Genomic DNA, 23,428 nt, shown 5'->3' on the forward strand with positions numbered 1-23,428 from the left:
AGGTTAATTGGTCTTCAGATAAGGTGATTGATCGAATGACTGGTTAATGGCTTCGATACCCAGGGCTAAGTCGTCAGACGTGTTGCCCAGTCCGCCGGACATTACGGAAGTCCATTGAACTGTCAGCCTTTCTTCCTGCTCAGCATTTTTCAGATCGATAAAATCCAGAATTAAAGTACCTGTAGGAATACTATAAAGACTGTAATATGGGTAGTACGGAGGATAGTAACAATACCAATAGCATCCCCAGTAGCCCCACCACCACCAGCCAGAGTAAATAACTCCGATATTCAGATCTTTCACCGCATTTAAGGCAAGACCAACGTCAGGATTGCTTCCTTTGGCAACCAGTGTATAGCCTCGTGCCTGCATTTGTGCTTTCACCGCATCAATGAGTTGCTTTGCATCAGCATCAAACCAAAGCGTATCGTTCGGGTTCGTGGTTCTCAGAGCAATAGTGTCAGAAATGAAATAAGTTTTGTAACTGCCGAAATTGGCAGTAGAGGCTTTGGAGGTCTGCACTACAAATTCATTCGAAAGTTTGTCATAGTCCGGCTGTTTCCGGCATTGTGAAAAAATGACAATACAAGACGCCAGTACAGGCAAAACGTATTTTTTCATTGTATTAATTTTTATGGTCCTCGAAAAATATCCTTGCTGTGGCAAAAGTAGCCACACACGAACTTGCGTTTGATGCCTTCCGTGTATTTTACAGTGTGCCTGAATCGATTATACAGTAAAACAGGTGCATAAAGCAGCTATTTTCAGATTCGTCGAATCGAAGCAAAATCAACTACAATCAGTGGGGAGCTAAAAATCAAAGCGATACTGAAGACCCGCAATCAATTGCTGGCGGGAACTCAGGAAACCATATTCCACGCGCAGCATCCAGCTTCTGTTAAGCTGATATTGCGTTCCTATCAGGAAATTCCATTTGTCTTTCGGGCGTTTGCTCAGGGAATATTGTATTGATGCATCATCTGCGCCTGCTACTACCTGTGAGGCGCCATTTAAAAAACCACCGTATCGTGCCAACGCTGCATTACCCACCTCGTGTTTTGCAACATTTACAGGGTTTCTTTGTTCAGCTGGTGTAAGACCATTCCACCATGCATCAAGATTGTTTTGTTTTGTCTCCAGGTTCTGGTATCCGTTGTCAATTTTCTGTTCCCATTGATCGATTGGAAATAGTTCGGATGCAGTGAGATTTCCGTTGGTCTGGGTGCCCATTTTTACCCGGAAGCCACCCACCCAGACAGCAATATTCTGATTGGTTTTTTTAAACGCGAAGTTTTTTCCCAGCCTGGGTCCAACGATAAAAACAAAAGCAGGATCATCGAGCGCATCAATGTCGGACCAGGTCACGTTCATATCCAGCGCAAAAAAGAAACCGCCGATGCCCGCTGTCGGTGTCATGCCAAATCCGAAAGTAGTAGCATTAAATTCAGCTTTTGTTTTAAGTTGAGCGACCTCACTCCAGCCATCTCCTCCCGGAAGCCAAACACCGGCATCAATGGCAGTGCTTGTTTTCGATTTGGCAAGGATTCCATAAATATTCAGGAAGGGAAATAACCATACATCCGGACGAATATTTAAACCATTACTTGTAGCTACCGAACTGTTAAACCGGATAACGTCCTGTAAAGAATACATGGGTCCGTTATTGAATCCCACCTGCAGATTTTCAATGATGATGTCGGACTGCTGGTATAAATACTGGGCACTTATCCCGGCAGATTTCGGCAGGTTAAAACCTTTTGCCACAACTTTTTTCCCCCATATAGGAAGCAGGTAGGGATACTCGTATTTCTTAAGACTGTCCGCCAGGGCATGGTGTTTTACACCTACAACCTTGTCAGAAGTGTATTGTGCATTGGTAATGGATATGGTTGAAAAAATCAACAGTAAACACGATAATATTTTTGATCGGATTGCCACGGACATGTGTATGATTTTTATTTCTCGGATAGTTGGCTATAGTTCCTGTAAAAAAAGGTGCCTGGCTTGATTTAAATTTCAAACTGCTCCAGGAACATCGACTGGTCAGCTCTGACTAATATACTATTGAACAAAGAACTTAAAAAATATAACTCAACCCAAATATCACACCCAAATCAGTGTTCCGTCCTTGTTCGCCCGGTGGCTTACTGTCGAAGTTGTGATAAAAACTGAGGTTGAGTTTGAAATCTGTAAATACTTTCCATGTTATCGTTGATTCTCCATCGCTCCTGAATCTTCCCTTTTGTGAAAGACTGTAATAAAAACTCTGAATAATCTGAAAAGAAATTTCAGGTTTGGTAAAGCGGAAAAAATTTACTTCCATCTGCCCGTAGACTTCTGCCAGCGTACCGGATTTTACACCCTCAAGATTTTTTTCCTGGTTGAGCACCATTCCCAACCGCGCCCAGGAATACATGTTTTTATTAGTCAGGAATTTATTCCCGATACCCACGCCTTCCTGTAAACGCGTTGCTAATCCCAACTCCAGATTTCTCTGGTAACCCAACATTCCTGTATAAAACCATTCGGCACTGAAAAAATGGTTGTATTTAAAAAATGCTTCTTCGCGGTCGCGGCTAAACGAAGTATCAGTGATTGTATAAATAGCGGATGTATTTAAAGTGTACTCATCATTTCTTGTCTTAAATATGAGCGTTCCGTCCCAGTTTAACCGGCCAAAATTACTTGAACGACTATAACTATAGCCCAATCCTATGCTGCCATCAAACCGTTCCCAACTGGATTTATGAAAAGGATAAACTACACTGAGCTCTTCAACAAATAAAGTAGCAGAGTCTGCTAAACCGAAAAGATTAACGACCCCCCGAATGGTGTCCGGATAGAGTCGCCCAAACAGTACCCTGTCATCGGTTGTTTCCACACGAAATACAGATCTTATAGCTGCCAGCGTTTTTGTTTTCCTCAATTGAACAGTAATATCATTGGCATCATCGGGATCAAACGTCACTACGCCGAGCTTTATCTTTTTTAATTTGCCTATAACCTTAGATCCATTCGTGAAATATATCGTGTCTTTCGGCAACTGTGCCTGACAGAATATGCTGATGGATAAAAAAAGTAGTATGATGGTCGTTTTTTTCAATATAAAAAATCAGGGAGTAAAGCTTCTTTTTAAGTCTGCTTACATTAATAAGTCTTCAAATTATTATAGAGATCTTCTTTTTTCCGGCTTTACCGTTAAATGGCATAAACATTACTATAATCAAGCATTAATTTCGAACTGCAGGCATCTTCGTTATTATTTGTTTTATTTTCAAATGTGGACATGCATGTAATAATGATCTTACTACGAAGCTTTTTTTGTACACGCAAATCTTCAAAAAGTAAAATTTCCCGATATGAAACGCCTAAAGTCAGTTAAGCAACTTTCAAAATTATGTTGCGCTCTATTTTTTATTGTTTTATCCATGCCTGTATTGAAGGCCCAGACCGGCACAGGGACTCTTACAAAAGCGCAGATTGAGGCTGCACTCAATGAGGCTTATGCAAAATTCAAAGACCTGAAAGAAGGTAAAAACGCTGATTACATAAAAGAACTGGCAAATGTTGATCCCAATATTTTCGGGATAGCATTAGTTACTGCAGACGGCCAGGTGTACACGAAGGGAGATGTAAAATCGATGGTTTCCATCCAGAGCGTTTCCAAAGTATTTGTGATGGCGCAGGTACTGGAAGAAATGGGACCGAAGGCATTGATGGATAAAATCGGTGTAGATGCAACAGGGATGAGATTTAATTCGATAGTTGCTGTGGAATTACAACGTGGAAAGGAAATTAACCCTTTGGTAAACCCGGGAGCCATTGCCGCCACCAGCCTTGTAAAAGGAGTAGATTCGGCCGCAAAATGGAAAAGCATCCAGGATAAAATGGCCGAGTTTGCCGGCCGGCAACTGCCCATCAACGTACCTGTTTACATAAGTGAGGCCGGAGATAACCTGAGGAACCAGGCGATCGCACATTTACTTCTTGCTTACGGAAGAATGTATTTTGATCCCGTTCAATCCACTGATATTTATACCAAACAATGTGCGATTAATGTAAATGCACTTGATCTGGCAACCATGGCAGCAACACTATCTAATGGTGGCGTAAACCCGGTAACGAAGAAGACTGTTGTATCTCAGAAAACGGTAATGGAAACACTTCCGGTAATGGCTACTGCGGGTTTGTATGATAACTCTGGTATATGGTTATTCAATACCGGCCTTCCTGCTAAAAGTGGTGTTGGTGGCGGATTGCTGGCAGTATCACCAGGAAAATTTGGTATTGCAGTGGTTTCACCGCCTCTGGATGCTGCCGGTAATAGTGTTAAAGCCCAGAAGGTAATAGAGTACGTGGTTGAGCAACTGAAAGTAAATCCGTACTGGATTGTCCCAAAGAAATAAAAGCTTCATTTTTTTTATTTAGCATTGCATGGTCGGTAACCAAAATCAAACCGAAGTGAATACTTATGAAATCTATTCAGTGGAAATTGACAGGACTGTGTTTGTTTCTGTTACCTCTTTTTACAATTGCACAGCATATCACCCCCCAGGATATTGATACGACAGAGAAAAAAACGGTGGTATATCTTAAACGTGGGGTAACGAATGACACATCGTATAAAAACTCAGCAGCCGGCGAGTTCACACCAGGAAGAGGATTTGACTTAGTCAAATCAGGATTTGGTACACTCAATATCAGTCTGTATGCGATGGTAAGGTACCTCAACCAGATGCCTGGGAAACAAACATGGTACGACCATCTCGGAAGGCCAAGGACATTTGCCGGAAGAAACGATTTTAACTGGCACCGCGCGATGATCTGGTTTTCCGGTTGGCTTGGAACACCCAAACTTACGTACGCGTCTACCGTATGGACGGTGATGACGACGCAGCAAACGCTTGTATACGGCCAGCTTCAGTACCGGTTCAATAAGTGGGCAAGGGTGGGCATGGGTATCGGGCCTAACCTTTCCATTCGTTCATTGCAGGGTTCATTCCCATTCTATTCTTCAACCGACAGAACCATGGGAGAGGAGTCTTTACGTGGAGGATTCACTAACGGTTTATGGGTTAACGGTGAAATTGTACCGAAACTGCACTACCGGATCATGATAGGAAATAATCTGAGTATCCTGGGTATTCAGGCTTCAAAACTTACAAGAGATCTTGCTTATAGTGCAAATCTTACCTGGATGCCAACGACGGGCGAATTTGGACCGAGAGGAGGAGTGGTGGACCTGGAATGGCATGAAAAACCGGCAACAAGGTTTGGTATTTCGGCTGTTCATAGCCGTGAGGACCGCTTTAATAACATTGGTCAGCCTTCCCCTGATAATACCCAGGTGAGAATGACCGATGGTGTTTTGTTTTTTGAAACAGATGCATTAGGCACGGGTACTACAGTGCTCAATGCTGACTATGACATGATGGCGATCGATGCCGGTATAAAATACAAAGGATTCAACCTGCAGGCAGAATTTTATGCCCGGAAACTTTCGAAGTTTAATATAGAAGGTCCGACTCCGGCCACCACGAAAATCACGGATATCGGATACAGCATTCAGCCGAACTATATGGTGATACCAAGTCTGTTGAATGTCTACGCAATTCATTCCTATTTCTTTGATGAGTTCAAACGTCATCCATGGGAACTGGGAGGCGGAGTAAACGTTTATCCTTTAAAGAACAGAAGTTGGCGACTGAACCTGCAGGTACATCATGTTTATAAAAGTTCCGCAGGTGGTACTTTCGGATTGTATACAGCAGGTCAGACAGGTACCACATTTACGTTTGGAAGTGATATCCTTTTATAACAGACCGGAGTATAACAGAATACCCGATTGACAGAAAAATTTTTTCACAATGAAAAAAGCTAAACAACCAGGAGCCTGGATTTCTATTTCAGTTTTCGCTTTGATCATGCTTTCACAGGCAGAAAAAATAAATGCGCAATCAACTACGAAGCTTCCAGGCTTGTTTTACGATTCTCATTTTCATTTAACCAACTACGTACAGGAGGGAATAACCGTACAGCGTTTTTTACAGATCATGGGAAACGATGTACAGCGCAGTACTTTGTTTGGTATCCCTCTGCAGCAACAATGGTCCTATGGCAACTCGGGCAATTTTGCACCGACATATTATCTCGCCAGTGATGCCCCATTGTATTACTATTCTTTTACCGATGCATTTATTGCGATGGCATATAAGGCGCTTCCGGCGAAGGACCAGGTTAAGTTTGATCCGATGATTACGGGTTTTAATCCTGCTGACATGTATGCTGCGGATCATATCCGTCGTGTACTCAAAACGTTTCCAGGAGTATTCAGTGGTATCGGCGAATTTACCATCCACAAGGAATTCGTGTCCTCCAAAATATCAGGCGAAGTATCATCACTGATCAATCCTGCGTTGGATAGTGTGCTTTCGCTGGCGGCAGAAGCCGGATTGGTAGTACTGCTGCATAACGATATCGATATGCCTTTTCCGAAACCAGGTCAGAAACCTTATTTGCTTGAACAAATGGGTAGCCTTTTCCGTAGACATCAGAACGCTACCATTATCTGGGCGCATTGTGGCCTGGGAAGAATTGTGCGTCCGGTGAAAGAACAACTGGCCATGCTTGAAGATGCTTTGACGGATCCACAACTCAAACACGTATCCATCGATATTTCCTGGTCCGAGGTGGCTAAATATATTGTGGCAACACCCGAAACAATTTCAGCAACAGCTGCGCTTATAAACCGTTTTCCTGACAGATTTTTGTTCGGTACCGATGAAGTATCACCGGCAGACAGCAAAGCGTATATGGCTGTATACAACACGTATCAGCCCTTGCTGGAAAAACTGACTGAATCCGCCAGGGAAAAAGTCCTTAAGGGAAACTATGCCCGGCTTTTTGATGCAGCAAGGATTAAAGTGCGGGCATGGGAAAAAGCGCATGCAGGGAACTAATTCTAGTCCGGCGCCTGGCAGGAAGTTGCAGTTATCAATAGTCACCTATGGGTTTTTCATTTATTCATCGGACTGAGAGCTATGTAATATGTGCGTTCCTTTTTATCGGCATGATACTGATGTTCATAGCCGGAAGAGCCTTGAGCAACAAAGGCAAGTACCAGAGTTTTGAAATGAAAGGAGGAGTCTCCTCGGTGCATTCCGCATTGTATGGACTTTTCGCATTTATTCTTGCATTTGCGTTCAGCCTTTCCGGTCAGCGTTACGATTATACGAGGAGTGTATTAATTGATGAGTCCAATGCTATCGGTACGGCGGTACTTCGTTGTGATCTGTACAAGGATAGCACCAGAAATATTCTTCGGGAAGACTTCAGAAAATATCTTGATGCGAGGATCAGCATGTATGAGGCACCTAAAGATCTTCCTTCCGTGATATCCGCTATGAGAATAACTGATAGTGTCGGCAAACACATCTGGAATCTTGTTACGTACGAATCGAAGCAGCCGAATATGCTGATCCCTTCGAACCAGATGATACCGGCGTTGAATGAAATGTTTGATATGGGTTCCAAAAGGGATATGCTTTTACGCACGAATGTACCCGACCTCATTATTTATATGGTACTCATCCTGGCTTTGTGCAGCAGTTTTTTATCAGGCGTTACTGCATTGAATATCATAGGGAGAGACCGCCTGATCTTTTTGTTCTTTATGATTTTCTCCACGATTGTTATATATATCACGCTGGACATGGGACGTCCGCTCCGGGGTGTGATCAAAGCCGATGTTGCTGAGCAGGCGATTATTGAAATCAGGCATCAATTGGATCCTGAATGGATTGAATAAAACTTTTTTTTTCTACAAAAAATTGGTCTGACCTGACGGCTCTGTTTTATTATTTCATCGCGTTGCGGAAGATTGAATATCGCAGCTATAGTCTTTGAACCTGAAGACTCTTGTAAAATTGATTTGGTTTGGCAGATCAAATATTAAATACTCGTGTCGCCCCCCCCCGCGATACATTCAAAAGTTGAATTGAGGTAGGCATTTCCATCGCAGGTTCATATAGGGAGTTTATTAAACTTGCAGAAGTTTGAAGGCTGGTAAATCCGCTTTGCCATCATACTATTCCATGAGATTCTCGCAGTATGGGTCGGCTTCTATATGGACATATTAGGTCTGACACTGCTAAAAAGTTGAGTTCACATCAGGCAGCGGCTGGGTATGAAATAGAGTCAAAATTGATATTCTTGAAAATTGGTCGAGGCTACGGCTCTTGGTGTTACATCTGCATCATTTTGCGGTGGATTGAAATCCACCGCTATAAGATCGTCGAGCCTAACGGCTCTATGGAGAATATCAAACCTTTGGGCTCAATGACTTTACAGAGCGGTTATGCTCGACGTTTTACAGAACCGTTATGCTGGACGTTTTTATAAACCCGGATTTTTCTTCAAAAAGATTGATCGAGCCTACGGCTTTTGGTTTTTACATGTGCATCATTTTGCGGTGGATTGAAATCCACCGCTATAAGATCTTCGAGCCTAACGTCTCTATGGGGAATATCAAACCTTTGGGCTCAATGACTTTACAGAGCGATTATGCTCGACGTGTTACAGAGCCGTTATGCTGGACGTTTTTATAACCCCGGATTTTTCTTCAAAAAGATTGATCGAGCCTACGGCTCTTGGTGTTACGTCTGCATCATTTTGCGGTGGATTGAAATCCACCGCTATAAGATCGTCGAGCCTAACGGCTCTATGAAGAATATCAAACCTTTGGCTCAATGACTTTACAGAGCGGTTATGCTCGACGTGTTACAGAGCGGTTATGCTGGACGTTTTATGGAGCCGTTAGTCTCGGCGTTTTATTGAGCCGTTAGTCTCAACGATTTTACAGAGCCGTTAGGCTCGACGATTTTATAACCCCGGATTTTAATCCGGGGATAAAGTGACTACACAATAAAAAAGAGCCGTAGGCTCGACCAATTTTTTTTGAGGACGCCGATCATGTAACGTGTAGGAAACTAATTCTTAAAACAATCTCTATGTTATTGAGAACCTTTTTGATTAAACTTATCGAAGAAAAAACTAATTCTAAATTAAGTATGATAACAATGCAGGTAAAACAATGTTAACCGTACAGATGTCTGCTTTTTATCTTACAGAAAACTAAATTGAATCCTCGTTTCAAAAAACTGAACATTCCCTTTCAGTTTAAAACGTTCCAGTATACCGTATCCATAAATAAGTTCAAACCGCATTGTTCGGGCAAGGTACCAGTTGATCATTGGAGTGAAACGCGTGAACTTTCCGCCCTGAATGGAACCATCGTTTAAGTCGAACATCGAAGCCTGGAAAACAAATTCAATTTCACCAGTGCCACCCTTGAAAACAGATTTTTTTACCGGAACAAAGCCAAAGAGGTTACCGATGGATGTATTATAAGGCCGGTGATTACGCGTCAAAAAATAGCTGACTATAATATTTCCTCCTTTGAAATGATGATTTGATGATTTGTCTGAATAAAAATTATGTTGCATAATTTCAGATCCGATCATAAAACGTTTGTTCGAGAAATAGATTTCACCACCGATACTATTAGAATTATTTGTCACAAACTCACCCGTATTAATCAATTGCGGTGTGGGGTTCGATTCAGGTCGCGACTTTACTGTGAATTTTCCGTCTAACGGTTTCCCATACCGGAAATTACCCGCGATGTGCAGAAGACTTTCTTTCTCGGGATTATTGAAGGCTACCCATCCGGCACGCGCGACATATTGATAACTGAAAGTTGAAAATTTCTGACCCTTGGAGAGCCAATCAACATACACCCCAACATTCAAAAAAAGCCGGGACTTAGGGTAATACCCGAAATATTTGATACCATCCGCCAGAATCGGAACAGGATCCAAAGCCATTTGTCTTTCATAACCTACTCCTGAATGTCCGTTCATCACCTTTGATGTGGAATACCCTTCTTTTGTACGCCCGATAAAAAAAGTTCCCTTCAATTCCGGCGCACCGATGGTAAGTCCCGTTTCCCGAATCATCCACACCTTTTGGTCCCCGTCATACATGTATGCAAACTTATAAGCAAGATATCGTTTGCTTTTAAGTATCCGGCCACTGCCTAATATCCTAAAATCTCTTGTCTGGAATTTGGGTTTCAAATCAAGGTTAAGTGAATCCATCTGCTGTTTGAAAATATCATCCTGCGCATACATGGTAAAGTCACCAATATAACCTGCTCCTATCTTCAGTGTTGCATCAATTCCAACAAATTCATTGAAAGGTAAATCTGACCTTACTTTCAGGAAGGTCGAATCGGCTCTGCGTGGATTGAATGTTAACCCATCTGTACCATTTGGAAGGGGAATGGTATCTGACGGTTTCAGTTGTTGAGCATATATTCTCCCAACTGATATCTGCGCGATAGTGATAAAAAGTAAAATTGACGATCTCATAGTACACGAAGTTTAACCTACAGCACGATATAAATTCCCGTCGAATAAAGACACAAAGAATAGTCAGTATTTTATCTGGAAAATATAAGAGCCCAGGATCTATCCCAGGCTCTTATATTTTAATCAGTATCATGTTATTTGAAGAAATTGATAATCCATGACAATCTCTGATTCGAATACTGCAGTTTTCACATCAATCCTTCTTATTATAAAAAGTATGCGAGAAATTGTACTTAAACGAGAATTGAATTTTGAAAATATCAGTTTTCCAGCCATCAGTATAGTTCTCCCTGTTACCATATTGTGCTTCAATTCCCATCATTGCATTCTTTACCGGGTAGAACATCACGTTGGCAATTGCGTATTGACCTTTCTTAAATGCATCACCATTCTGACCATTTGAGTTGTCGATATCAATCATCGAATATCCGATGGCAGTACTTATTTTATCATTCCAGTTGTGATCGATAAATGCCGTTAAACCTAACATGGGCAGAGGTACACCTTCAGCAGGTTTTGAAGTGCCGGGAAAATCTTTAATAGCAACATCAACAGGCGCATCGTTCATGTAGTTCTGAATACCTTCACCGTATACAACAGCTCCACGAAAAACAGATTTCTGGCCGAGTTTTAGATTTGTACTCAGGTTGAGGCCCCATCCAAGTGCATCCCCTGAGTAGTCGACAGGATTTGTGGGATCGAGATCTTCCCACTTCATATAGCGAAGAATACCGGCAAGTTCAACATATCCGAATTTTCCTGCTTTACGATACTCTGCAGAAAGGTCCGGAACAGGAAACCTCGGTTTTACACCTGCTAATGCAATACGGTCTGCGTAGTCACCCTGATCTGCACTTGCCCCTGGCCTTTCCAAAGCAATAGTTAAACGGGTATCGCCCTGGATGGGCATATAACGAAACTGTATGTTTCTGAAAAACACCATACCTGTAGGTCCCCAGTATTCCACAGTGTTTGGAAATACATCGATATCCATGAAAGGACTCCAGTATTGGCCCACCCCAAACTTACCCAACTCAGCATAAGCATGCCGGAGACGAATGGTAGTCTGACCGGCATCAACACCGGTACCGAACATTTCAAACTCGAACTGCGTTTTCAATTCACCGAGACCAGTCTGAAAATAGTTTTTGAAACCAAGCCTGGTCTGGCGTACTGAAAAGTAAAAATTGCCATCCGTTCCATACTGGTTTTTGTAAGAAGGAAGTTTTGTCGGCCTGACTACATCGAACCAGTCGGGATGGATCTGGTTGAAATTATAACCCGCATCCATCATGATGAAGCCATAAATTTCCATTGCTTTTTTCTTCTCTTTATCTTCTTGTTCCTGCGCCCATCCATTGTTTGCTGTCAGCATAATTAGAAATATGCCACCGAACAAACATTTAATTGCATTTACCATTTTCATAATCAGGAGTTTTGTGTTTTAGATGCTGGTTAATATTCGTAGTACAGTCTTTGAATGTCTTTGAGATTTCTTTGTTTCAGCAAAGCAACAGATAATAATATCCTTGATTTCTGAGGGTTAAGATCAGCAGAAGCTACAAGCCCAAGTTCGTCATCGTTGACTTCCACGTTACGGCCAACATTACCTGTTGCGACCCTTGAACTTCTTACTACTACAATACCTTTTTTACTTGCTCTTGTGCAGGCATCGAGGGCTGCCTTATTCATGTTCCCATTTCCAACACCAGCGATCACGATACCCTTTGCGCCTTTTTCAACGGAAGCATCAATCAGGTCTGCAGACATATCGACGTCACCGTAAACGATATCGACTCTTGGAAGTTTAGTAACACCATCAACATTGAATTCACTTTTTGCGCCGAATTTACTATACGGGTAGCGGTAATATTCATTTACTCCATAAGCGGTTGTTCCGATCAAACCACGGATAGGAGACATAAAAGTCTGCACTGCTGTGGTGCTCACTTTGGTAAGTGTCTGCGCAGAATGGATCCAGTCATTCATCACCAGCATTACGCCACGGCCCTTTGCATTTGGATCTGCGGCAACTGCAATTCCATTGTACAGGTTGAGCGGACCATCTGCACTAACGGCAGTGGATGGGCGCATGGAACCTACTAAAACTACAGGTTTATCTGTTTTGCAAACCAGGTTAAGAAAATAAGCAGTTTCTTCCATAGTATCTGTTCCATGTGTGATAACGATACCGTCTACTGCATTTCCAGCTGTAAGTTCTGCAATGCGTTTTGCAAGTTTAAGCATTATTTCAAAACTCATATCCTGTGAACCTACGTTGGATATTTGCTCGCCTTTGATATTTGCAAGTTTCAAAACATCAGGTACCGCGTTTACCATAGCATCAATCGTCACCTGGCCGGAAGTGTAACCGGATTGAACACCCGTTCCTGCGGCACCAGCGATTGTGCCGCCGGTTGCAAGAATCACCACATTGGCTTTTTTCTGTGCGAAAATGAATTGAGGTATTGTGATGAGTATAAGAATAGCTGAGAGAACCGCTATCAGTTGTCGTTTGATATTTCTCTTTTTCATTGTAGAATGTTTTGATTGTTTTTCTGTAATTGTTTTTGAAGATTATTTCTGACCGGTGAGCGACTTCGGATCCAGGAGTTTTTTGATCTGATCTTCAGTTAACAGTTTTTTCTCCCTGATGATCTGGAGAATACCTTTGCCGGACTGCAGCGCTTCTTTCGCTAACTCTGTAGTTTTTTCATAACCGAGTACCGGATTTAGTGCTGTTACGATACCGACGCTTTGGTCGATGTATTTTTTCAATACTGCTTCATTGGCAGTAATTCCGTCGATACAGTTTTTCCTGAAAAGGGGAATCGACTTAAACAACAGGCCCTGGGATTCCATGATAGCAATCGCTTCCACAGGTTCATAAGCATTCAGTTGAAGCAAACCTGAGTGAGCAGCCAGCGAAACTGTAACATCATTTCCAATTACTTTAAAACAAACTTCATTCATCAGTTCCGGCATTACCGGATTTACTTTGCCGGGCATGATAGAAGATCCGGGTTGAAGTGCCGGAAGGTTAATTTCAAAAATGCCTGTGCGTGGACCTGATGCAAGAAAGATCAGGTCGCTGCTGATTTTTGAAAGAGCTATAGAGAGACTTTTTAATGCTGAAGAATAAATCACAAACCCCTGCTGACTGCTGGTGGCCGCAATCAGGTCTTTGCTCATCACAATCGGTTTACCAGTAATTTTTGCGAGATGTACTGCAACTTTTTCTGCATACCCGGGAGACGCTGTGATCCCTGTGCCAATGGCAGTGGCGCCCATGTTCTGATCGCAGAGGAAAGATTCCGTTTTTTTGATGGTGGCAATTTCAGCATCGAGCTGGTTGGCAAACGCGTGAAATTCCTGGCCGAGTGTCATCGGAACGGCATCCTGTCCTTCGGTGCGCCCCATTTTCAGGAGATTGGCAAACTGATCGCCTTTTTTGTGAAATGAAGCTGATAAAGCTTCCAGTTCTTTCATCAGCTTATCATTGTGCAAAAGCAGAGCGATTTTAATAGCGGTGGGATACGAGTCATTGGTAGACTGACCCATATTAAGATCATCGTGCGGTTCGATGCTGTGATAATCACCTTTCTTTTTCCCACTCATTTCGAGAGCGATATTGGCAAGTACTTCGTTAGCATTCATGTTTGCAGAAGTACCGGCACCTCCCTGGTAAAGATCAACTAGGAACTGATCATGATATTTACCATCAATTACAGCCTGGCAGGCTTTTTCAATGGCCGCCAGTTTTTCTTTACTCATCCTTCCTACATCCGTATTTGCGCGCGCGGCAGCAAGTTTAACCATTGCAAAAGCGCGCACGTAATCAGGAAAGAACGCTGTCGTCATTCCACTGATCTGAAAATTCTCCAACGCTCTTGCAGTTTGAACACCGTAATAAGCATTGTTTGGAATCTGCTTTTCACCCAACAGGTCTTTTTCAGTACGTGTTCCCTGCGCAAATAAACTAACGGGCAGGGATACACAAATCACTGCGATCAAGGAACTGATCACTGTTGGAAATTTATTTTTCATTGTATATGCTTTTTAATGGAAGATGAAACAACAACGCAGAATACGGGATTCCATCGCTGACGATGTGTAACAGAATATCTGAATGTCGTCTGATTAAAGGTATCGTATCCGTTAGTGGACTTTTTCCCGGGGAAAACTTAACAGTTAACTCTAACGGGGTTTTACGGTAAAAGTAAATGAGAAGGAAGTCGGTTCATTGAGATCATTGCCTCATGCGCAGACAATAATATACCTGAATGTTTTTTAAAATTGAAATTGCAGAAGCCGGGATTTATATGCGCTCACTGCCGATAATGATTCATGTGCAGTCCATCAATGAAAACTTATTTTGTAGTAGTTTTTACGTTTTTTTCTTCTTTTTAAACAATGACCATTTTTCTCCCTTTTGTGCACAGCCGCCAAGACAAGCAAAAGGTGGAGAAAACAACATCGCACCAATTTCAAATCCTGCTCCTTTAGTGCCGTTAAACTCCTGGCCATAAGTTACTGCAAAGACAACATAGGGAGTAGGTTCCCACCTGATTCCCGTTTTAAATTCAGGTATGGCGACATTCTGCCCTTCTGTTCCGAAAACCTCGCCAACAGCAGACCACTTCATATCAAAAGGGTACCAGGCCACACGGGCGGAATAGGTGAAAGACCATGCAGTAATTTCTTCCACTCCATAATTTCTCGTAACACTTACGCCCGGCATAAGGTCAATCGACAATGTATTGTTGAAAAAAGGAACTGTACAGGGAAAGTTCACCCAATAAGATTTGAACGCATCCTTTTCCCTGTCCTCTCCGCTGATGGTTCCTGGTTTCATGCCCGTGCCGAATTTAACCGAAGCGCCGCCCGTTTCACTTTTGTTTTGATAGAACATATACTTCGCATACAGACTGGTTGAATATCCATCTGCTGTTCGTGAATCCCGGTCATTATTATACAGGTACCCGGCGATGGTGAACTCCCATTTCGGGAAAAGGGAATAAGTGGTCATGAGCATAGAATTACGCTGACCCCATGTCGGGATGATGGTAACCGTTCCGTGCGCTTTTGACAACCAACTGTCAGAATTAAACTGTTGTGATAATCCGTTATGAGGCAATAACAGTATGGCGAATACAAAAATAGCAGCCGGATAATAGCAACGCCGATTTACGAACAATGGTGTCCCTGTCATGATCTCAAAAATTAATTCCGCTCATAATATGTAAAAATTGGTAATTAATAATTGTATTACACTGCTCATTACATTTTACAGTGAAACGTGGACTCTATTAACTCGAATGAAGCGGGTTTAATTTAATAGCAGCAAGGTATGGTATCGACTTATAGAAAATCGATTGACGTATGAAAAATGACACCCTTTTTTATTGCAATACCCTCAGTTGAAGTTTATTCAGCCCTTAAACTTTTTACCGGGTTAAGTAAACCAGCCTTGACTGATCGGAAACTGATCGTTAGTAATGCCACGAAGAAGACTACAGCTGCTGCAATTATGAATGACAGGAAGCTGATGTTGATCCTGTACGCAAAATCTTTCAGCCAGTTGTTCATCACCCACCAAACTACCGGCACAGCCAGCAGGAAAGCAATTCCGACAAGGATCATGAATTCCTTACTAACAAGGAACAATACCTGCCGGACAGATGCCCCGAGAACTTTTCTTATCCCGATTTCTTTTGTTCGTTGTTCAATGATAAACGCAGACAGACCGAATAGACCAAGGCAGGCGATAATAATAGCGATCACGGCAAAAGCAGTAAAAATCTGCTGCGTTTGTTTTTCACTTGCATACAGTGATGCAAATTTTTCGTCAAGAAAAATATACTCGAGAGGGCCGGGTGGTTGCATTTCATTCCAGTTTTTCTGGAGATCGCTTAAAAATCCCTGGACGTTCGTCGTGTTGATTTTCAAAATCAACCCACCCATATTATATCCCAGCATCAACATCACCGGTGCCACTTCCTGTTTTACCGACATGTAATTGAAATCGCTTGCCACACCGATAACGGTAAACTCTTGTTGTCCTGATCGAACAATTTTTTTTCCCAGAGCTGTTTCGTTAGTCCAGCCGAGTTTTCTTGCTGCAGATTCATTTATCACCACTCCCGAAAGCGAATCCGTCGGAAAGTCTTTTGAAAAATTTCTTCCGTTGATCATCCTGATTCCCAATGCAGGGATATAGTCATAATCAACATTGAAAATATTCATATGAATAGTAGCACCATTGGAATTTTCATTTCTCGGGTAAACTTCAGTTCCGTTCATAATATCTCCGCCGGGAACTGATCTTGAAATACTACTGGCAATCACTCGCGGATCCTGCGATAATTTTTGTTTAAATGCGAGTTGTTTTGCACCAAGCAAACGTGCATCAGGCAAAAACAAAACCTGGTCCTTATCGTAGCCCAGTTTTTTATCCTGCATGAATTGCATTTGCTGGTAAACAATTATGGTTGCCACAATCAATGTAGCGGAAATAAAGAACTGAAAAATAATCAGCCCGCTTCTTATCAATTTCTTTCTGTTCCCGTCAATTGTCGTTCCTTTTAAAACTTTGATCGGCATCAAAGCGGAAAGAAAAAATGCCGGGTACAGGCCTGCCAGTGTTCCAGAAACAAGGCTCACGGATAACAGTATAAATGTCCATTGTAAACTAAAAAATGTATTAAAATGGATCCGGGAGTTTGAAACCTGGTTGAAATAAGGCAGCAGCAGGTAAATCAGTACATAGGCCAATAGCATGGAAAATAAAGAAAACAGTATCGACTCAGACAGGAATTGAAATACCAGTTGTTGTTTCAACGAACCGAGAACTTTTCGTATTCCAACTTCTTTTCCCCTCGTTGTCGATTTTGCTGTCGACAGATTGGTAAAATTGACACAGGCGAGAAGAAGAATAAAAACAGCGAGCGCAGAAAAAATATAGATATACTTTATATCCCCCGTTGGCTCGATCTCAAATTTGCCGTTCGAATACAGATGGATTTTTGTAAGCGGCACCAGGGTAAACACAAAGTCATCGACTGCCTTTTGTGCTTCTGCAAGGGAAACACCCATGTCCTGCTGAATTTCAGGTACGATATGTTTTGCAACAAGATCAGGAAACTTTGCCTGCAACTTTCGCGGCTCTGTGCCTTCCTGTAAATGCAGGTAGGTGTAAAATCCGAGATTGCTCCAGGTTTGCTGGCGCATCTGGTGCGTTGCCATACTCAATAAAGCATCAAAGTGAAAATGTGAACGCGCTGGAATATCTTCCATTACGCCGGTAACTTTATATATCACTTTGTTAACCCCTATCGTTAGTGCTTTGCCAATGGGATCTTCGTCTCCAAAATATTTTTTTACTGCGGATTTTGAGAGCACTACGGTGTTAGGTTGCGTCAACGCTTCGTCTGCATTGCCGGCGATCAGTGGCAATGAGAAAAAACGCAGAAATCCCGAATCCACAAACGCCAGTTTTTTTTCTTTGAACTGCCGGTTCTCGTATTTTACAAAATCAGTTGCCGGAGCGATACGTGTAAAATTGAGTATTTCCGGATAAACCGCTTTCATACCCGCTCCGACAGCTACATCTACATTCGGGTATTCCGCTACATCGCCGTTGCCGGCAACAGACAAATGCACACGGTAGATATTCTTTGCTTGGGCCGGATATTTATCATATGTCAGTTCATTGTGTATATACACTGCGATGAACATAAAACAGGTAAGTCCAACCGCAAGTCCGAAAATATTGATAAATGAAAATGACTTCTGTTTGCGAATATTTCTCCAGGCTATCAGCAGAAAGTTTTTAAACATAAAGATTGGTTTTTTTAGGAACCGAACATCATATTTACGAATGCTGTGCCACTTATCTATCTTATTTAATTTCAGTCAATTAGAATAGTCAGTCGGTTCATTGATGTTCAGATACGGACGGTTACCGTACGGTTAAAGGTTATTGAATACAGACATTGTTATGAAATACAAGGGCAGCTATCTGCCGGGATAGTACTATCAAAAAGATAGTAGCTTTAGCTTAATTTTGGGAACCAAAAAGCACCTGGCCACCATTGTAAGGTCGGGAACAAAAGGGAAATAATTATGGCAAATCAAAGAAAAATAGAACGCCTGTACACACCAACAGAGCAACCTGGATTCCTGGGTGCGGGCCACCTGGCAAGGCCGGTGATCCAGGGTAGTTTTGCACAGACAGATCCATTCATTATGTTGATGGATGATATTCTTGATAAAAAAGATAATGAACCGGCAGGAGGTCCGCATCCACATGCTGGTTTTGAAACGGTTACCCTCCTGCTGGAAGGCTCGATAGGTGATGAAAACCATAAAATGAAAGCCGGAGATTTTCAGATGATGACAGCAGGAAGCGGGATCATTCATACCGAAACCATTGAGGAGAAAACCCGGATGCGATTGCTGCAGTTGTGGCTGACGCTTCCTAAAAAACATCGCTGGACAACTCCCCGCGTGCAGGATATGTTCAATGAACATGTACCCGTTTCAAACACCGGCGGTGTGCAGTTAAAATTGTACAGCGGTTCGATGTCCGGTTTACAATCACCTGTGAAAAATTATGTACCGGTCATTATCGCAGAGGTGAATATGCAACCGGGCTCCGAATCAAAACTGGATATTCCATCAAACTTCAATGCATTCATTTATGTACTCCAAGGTGAGGTCAGTATCGGAGATGAGAAAAGGTTAGTTAAGCAAGACCAGGTTGGTTGGTTTGATATCCAGTATGGTTCTCAACTGAGTGAGATAAAAGTGCAAGCCGGAATCACCGGTTCACGGTTCGTTCTCTATGCAGCGCAGCCGCAGGGTGATGCTATCGTATCACACGGGCCATTTATCGGTGATAGTTCCGAAGATATTGTGAGACTGTATAAAGAATTCAGGCAGGGAAAAATGCAGCATATTTCTACCGTGGATGAGGAACTGAAGATGAAGTATTGAAGGCAAGTTCATAGTTTCTAAAATCCCGGTTACACCGATAGCCGTGACGTGTAAATCGTTTTTTATTCAGAAATATCAGATCATTGTTCTGTTTGAACAGTACCTGGGTTTCCGGTTTTCAGCCTGCCTTCCCCGCCTGCCCGACAGGCAGGTTGCAGGCAGGCGTTCAGATTTCCGTCTCGGTTTTGGTCTCTTCCTGTTAAAGCTTATATAAAGATCAAAGGGTGGAAAGTTGTCCGGAGAAATTTCGTGATTTTCACTTATTACTCTGGATAACTTTCTGCTTATGTTCAAAAGTTACTTCTGCATCGCCTGGAGAAATATTATAAAACACAAAGTATTTTCTTTAATCAATATTGGTGGCCTTGCAGTAGGTATTGCGGCCTGCACCATCATATTTTTATATGTAAAGAATGAACTGACCTACGATCAGTTTAATGAAAAATCGTCGAGAATTGTAAGGGTTACCGCTACTTTGATTTCACCGGAAGGCGAATCGCGGATTGCTGCTTCCTCACCCATACTTGCACCAACGCTTCGTGAAAAGCTTCCGGAGATTGAAAATGCTGTCCGGATCGAAAATTCACCCACGACGATTAAAATAGATAATCAGCTGTTTCGGGAAAAAGATTTTTACAAAGCGGATACATCGCTTTTTTCAATTTTCGATTTCGATTTTCTCGAAGGATCTGCATTTGAAGCGCTAAAAAATCCAGATGCATTAGTTCTTACAAGATCGATACGTCGTAAATACTTTGGTGAGCAACCAGTATCAGGTAAAACGGTTATTTGTGATAATGTTCCGCGTATCATAACTGCAGTAGTTAGTGACTTACCATCAAATTCAGATTTGCGGATCAGTGGAATTCTTTCAGGAGATTTTGATAAGTACAAAAAATGGCTTGACGATATTTCCTGTTTCACTTTTGTTTTATTCAAACATCAACCCGACCTGCATCAGTTCTCCGCTAAATTAGACAGGCTAAGTGAAACGCATATTCAACCAGAATTGAATTCGGTCGGTGCATCTGCATATAAATTGAAACACGAGGTTGAAATGCTGAAAGATGTGCATTTCAGCAAAGGCAAACTCGCCGATTCACCTAAAGGGGATCGTCAGTATAGTCTGATCTTTACTTTACTCGCAGTTTTCATCCTGCTGATTGCTGTTCTTAACTACATCAACCTTACTACAGCAAAATCATTTGAAAGAGCCCGTGAAGTCGGTATCCGGAAAGTGATCGGCGCAAAACAGGATCAACTGGTCCGCCAGTTTTTATTCGAATCCTTCCTGATTATACTAATAGCCTGGTGTATTGGAATTGCTTTGGTTTGGCTTGGGTTGCCCTATATCAACAACGTTCTGGAATATCGGCTCAATATTGAATTGAAATCTACTTTTCTTTTTTCTTCTTCAGTATTACTGATCAGTTTTCTGCTCGCTGGTTTTTATCCAGCATTCGTCATGAGCGCATACAAACCCATTGCGGTTTTGAAAGGAAGATGGCAGAAGAGTTTTCGTGGTCTTTGGCTGAGGAAATTCGTAACGGTCACTCAATTTGCTATCACTGCAGGATTAATCATGGGTACAACTGTGATTTACCAGCAGATGCAATTGCTCAGGAACAAAGATCTTGGTTACGAAAAGGACCAATTAATGGCTGTTTACCTTCCATCAGATACCACACTCGAGTCAAGACTCAGGGCATTCCAGCATGAGTTAAGGAGTCGCCCTGAAGTAATAAACCTTACTGCGTCCGCGCGACTGGCAATGGAGGGTCTTGCGTTATCATCTACCGTGGTAAAAAATGATGGCATGTCGCGTGAGTTTATGTGTAACTTTTTCGGTGTCGATACCAGCTATCTTGGCGTCTATAGCATTCCGTTAGTGGAGGGGAGGAACTTCTCTGACAAATTTGTTACTGACAAAACTGAAGCGTTTATCGTCAATGAAAGTTTTGTAAGATCAATGGGATGGACGTCTGCTTTGGGCAAGGAACTCCGTGGAGTAGATAAGGATGGAAAGATCATCGGCGTTGTGAAAGACTACGCGTATAAATCACTTCATAATAAAATCGAACCGTTGGTTTTGACTTATGGCATTAATCCCTGGTTAAATTCTACAACAATTAAAATCAATCCAAAACATTTAGCAGTGGTAGAAAATACTTACCGCAGGTATTTTCCTGAGTTGTATTTTGATTACGTGTTTTTGGATGAAATGGTTAACCAGTATTACAGGCAGGATAAAGTAACCATGAGTTTGTTCAATCAGTTTACATTGTTTGCCATTTTCGTTTCATGCCTGGGCTTGTATGGGCTTGTATCATTGATTGCAGTCCAGCGGGCCAAAGAGATCAGTGTGAGAAAAGTGCTTGGCGCCAATATCCGGCAACTGTTTGCGCTCTTAACAAAGGATTTTGCAATCCTGATCATAGTGGCGTTATTCATTTCATTGCCATTAATGACAGTTGCATTGCGAAGCTGGCTCCAGGCGTATCCGTATCATGTGAGTATTGGATTTTCAGTTTTCATAATTCCAACTATTGCGACGTTCCTGATTGCACTCGCAGTCGTTAGTCGTGAAATTATCAGGGCTTCGTTAGTAAATCCGGTAAAAAGCCTGGGCAGCGAATGATAAAGAGAAAAAAATAAGAATGCTGATTTAAAGATTGGGAAGAGAAACTCAATAACACATTTGGTCAGATATAATTACTGTTTGTCAGCCTGTCTGTATTTCAGCATTCTTTTAAGCGGTTCGCTTTATTATCAAAATCATACGGTGATAAGTGAAGCAGCCGATGGAACGATCTTATTTACCTGGGATCTTTTGTTTACGAATTTGTAGAAGAAAATTCTTCCGTATTCCCGGTCAGCGGTTCTCAATACTATACTCATTCCATCTTTTATAGCATATAATTCGTCAGGCGTCATGGAAGCAACGAATGCCGCGTTTTTTACCAACAACAGTAATCTGTTTGTACCCGCCATTCTCCTGTTGAATCATTAATGGTGGTTTTATTTTTCCTCCAGCCACTTCCACCTGCCCGATAAAGCAATGGCATGTGCCATCACCTTTCAAAGCGATGACGACGTCCTGTTTCCTATCAGCTACAGCCTTCGCACCTTTTGAACGGAAGATGTGATAGTACTCAGTGAAGCAATCTTTTTTCACCACCGTATCGACAACGACTTTTACTTTATCGACAGTGGCCGTTTTAGCTACTGAGTCCACTTTTTTAACGCTATCTGCAGGTGTGCTGGTAACCAGCGACCGGCTAATCAATGGAGCTGAGAAAACAGCCACGCATATAACAAAGACCGGTAACCGGTTCATAAAAAATCATTTGTATTGAAGGTCGGGAGTATATCTGACCAAATCCCGCTACCAGTCTGGATTTTGAATGTTTAACGGTAAAGGAAACAGGCACTTCACCGTTAATTGCTGGGTAGGCTGAGAATGACCCGACATGAGATTTTGATAACAGTTTTGTTTAAGATGTGAAGTTGGTTTCTTTGAATTATTGAATGCCAGGTGGGAAAAAGTCAATAAATTGAGAGATAACAGACAGCAGGAGAACAAAATTGTTTTTCGTACGTTTAATGTCTGATATACTATTTTGCCCGGGTTGAACAGCAGTGTCGATATCAGAGGTGCCGGGCTTCGGAGTTGAAAAACTCCCCAAGGATCAAGGATCTTCATACAGTAGAATCAATAAAAGGCAAACTGTTTTTTAGCAGTTTGCTTTTTTGTTTTGCTGAAGTTCCGCCTTCGGCGGGAGTAAATGCAAAACGCGGAGTGCGCGGAGAAACAGCCCGCAAAGGACGCGGAGAATAAATCGAAGAAATTAAATAATCCTTTAGTCTCCAGGAGAATTTGTAAAGTTTCGTATAAATAGCAGAGAGAGGCCGTCTCAAAACAATGAGTCGGCCTCTTTTTATTTTTTTAGGTTGGCGTATAAGTTTTTTCAATTACCCATCAAGGATTTCGATGAAGTGTA

At 42.1% G+C, this 23,428-nt stretch carries 17 protein-coding genes; 6 read left to right on the forward strand and 11 right to left on the reverse strand.

What is annotated here, in order from left to right:
* Positions 1-3: 3 nt before the first annotated feature.
* From P2W82_RS19360 to P2W82_RS19370, 3 genes are all read right to left on the reverse strand, one after another.
* On the reverse strand, positions 4-621 hold the full coding sequence (locus tag P2W82_RS19360; RefSeq protein ID WP_336517582.1) for a DUF4136 domain-containing protein: 618 nt from the start codon (positions 619-621) through the stop codon (positions 4-6).
* A gap of 189 nt (positions 622-810) precedes the next feature.
* Positions 811-1,944, reverse strand: coding sequence for a hypothetical protein (locus P2W82_RS19365; RefSeq protein ID WP_336517583.1), 1,134 nt, complete (start codon positions 1,942-1,944; stop codon positions 811-813).
* Between the two features lie 133 nt (positions 1,945-2,077).
* Positions 2,078-3,103, reverse strand: a complete 1,026-nt coding sequence (locus P2W82_RS19370) for a DUF481 domain-containing protein (RefSeq protein WP_336517584.1) — start codon at positions 3,101-3,103, stop codon at positions 2,078-2,080.
* 256 nt (positions 3,104-3,359) lie between these two features.
* On the opposite strand from P2W82_RS19370, the gene glsA reads away from it, so the two are divergent.
* From glsA to P2W82_RS19390, 4 genes are all read left to right on the forward strand, one after another.
* The gene (gene glsA / locus P2W82_RS19375) at positions 3,360-4,406 is read left to right on the forward strand and encodes a glutaminase A (protein WP_336517585.1); all 1,047 of its coding nucleotides are present in this window, start codon (positions 3,360-3,362) and stop codon (positions 4,404-4,406) included.
* Between the two features lie 65 nt (positions 4,407-4,471).
* Positions 4,472-5,818, forward strand: a complete 1,347-nt coding sequence (locus P2W82_RS19380) for a hypothetical protein (RefSeq protein WP_336517586.1) — start codon at positions 4,472-4,474, stop codon at positions 5,816-5,818.
* 49 nt (positions 5,819-5,867) lie between these two features.
* Positions 5,868-6,959, forward strand: a complete 1,092-nt coding sequence (locus tag P2W82_RS19385; protein ID WP_336517587.1) for an amidohydrolase family protein — start codon at positions 5,868-5,870, stop codon at positions 6,957-6,959.
* Between the two features lie 47 nt (positions 6,960-7,006).
* Positions 7,007-7,807, forward strand: coding sequence for a bestrophin-like domain (locus tag P2W82_RS19390; protein ID WP_336517588.1), 801 nt, complete (start codon positions 7,007-7,009; stop codon positions 7,805-7,807).
* Positions 7,808-9,122: 1,315 nt separating this feature from the next.
* On the opposite strand, the gene P2W82_RS19395 is transcribed toward P2W82_RS19390, so the two are convergent.
* From P2W82_RS19395 to P2W82_RS19420, 6 genes are all read right to left on the reverse strand, one after another.
* On the reverse strand, positions 9,123-10,430 hold the full coding sequence (locus P2W82_RS19395) for a porin (RefSeq protein ID WP_336517589.1): 1,308 nt from the start codon (positions 10,428-10,430) through the stop codon (positions 9,123-9,125).
* A 193-nt stretch (positions 10,431-10,623) separates the two neighbouring features.
* Positions 10,624-11,856: a DcaP family trimeric outer membrane transporter gene (locus P2W82_RS19400; protein ID WP_336517590.1), complete on the reverse strand. Its 1,233-nt coding sequence runs from the start codon at positions 11,854-11,856 to the stop codon at positions 10,624-10,626.
* 29 nt (positions 11,857-11,885) lie between these two features.
* A complete protein-coding gene (locus P2W82_RS19405; protein WP_336517591.1) occupies positions 11,886-12,965 on the reverse strand; it encodes a type II asparaginase in 1,080 nt (359 codons plus the stop codon).
* A gap of 42 nt (positions 12,966-13,007) precedes the next feature.
* On the reverse strand, positions 13,008-14,477 hold the full coding sequence (locus tag P2W82_RS19410) for an aspartate ammonia-lyase (protein ID WP_336517592.1): 1,470 nt from the start codon (positions 14,475-14,477) through the stop codon (positions 13,008-13,010).
* Positions 14,478-14,817: 340 nt separating this feature from the next.
* Positions 14,818-15,642 carry a hypothetical protein gene (locus P2W82_RS19415; RefSeq protein ID WP_336517593.1) on the reverse strand — a complete coding sequence of 275 codons (825 nt, stop codon included), beginning with the start codon at positions 15,640-15,642 and terminating at the stop codon, positions 14,818-14,820.
* 215 nt (positions 15,643-15,857) lie between these two features.
* Positions 15,858-18,269, reverse strand: a complete 2,412-nt coding sequence (locus P2W82_RS19420) for an ABC transporter permease (protein WP_336517594.1) — start codon at positions 18,267-18,269, stop codon at positions 15,858-15,860.
* A 285-nt stretch (positions 18,270-18,554) separates the two neighbouring features.
* Between P2W82_RS19420 and P2W82_RS19425 the strand changes: the two genes are divergently transcribed.
* Both P2W82_RS19425 and P2W82_RS19430 read left to right on the forward strand, forming a co-directional pair.
* Positions 18,555-19,427, forward strand: a complete 873-nt coding sequence (locus P2W82_RS19425) for a pirin family protein (RefSeq protein WP_336517595.1) — start codon at positions 18,555-18,557, stop codon at positions 19,425-19,427.
* Between the two features lie 286 nt (positions 19,428-19,713).
* Positions 19,714-22,065, forward strand: coding sequence for an ABC transporter permease (locus P2W82_RS19430; RefSeq protein WP_336517596.1), 2,352 nt, complete (start codon positions 19,714-19,716; stop codon positions 22,063-22,065).
* A 137-nt stretch (positions 22,066-22,202) separates the two neighbouring features.
* Here the strand turns inward: P2W82_RS19430 and P2W82_RS19435 are convergent, their stop codons facing one another.
* Positions 22,203-22,361, reverse strand: a complete 159-nt coding sequence (locus P2W82_RS19435) for a hypothetical protein (protein ID WP_336517597.1) — start codon at positions 22,359-22,361, stop codon at positions 22,203-22,205.
* Positions 22,351-22,764: a hypothetical protein gene (locus P2W82_RS19440; protein WP_336517598.1), complete on the reverse strand. Its 414-nt coding sequence runs from the start codon at positions 22,762-22,764 to the stop codon at positions 22,351-22,353. Before P2W82_RS19440 ends, P2W82_RS19435 begins: the two co-directional genes overlap by 11 nt.
* Between the last annotated feature and the right edge of the window lie 664 nt (positions 22,765-23,428).

The sequence above is a fragment of the Pollutibacter soli genome (assembly GCA_029269725.1).
Classification (GTDB): domain Bacteria; phylum Bacteroidota; class Bacteroidia; order Chitinophagales; family Chitinophagaceae; genus Pollutibacter; species Pollutibacter soli.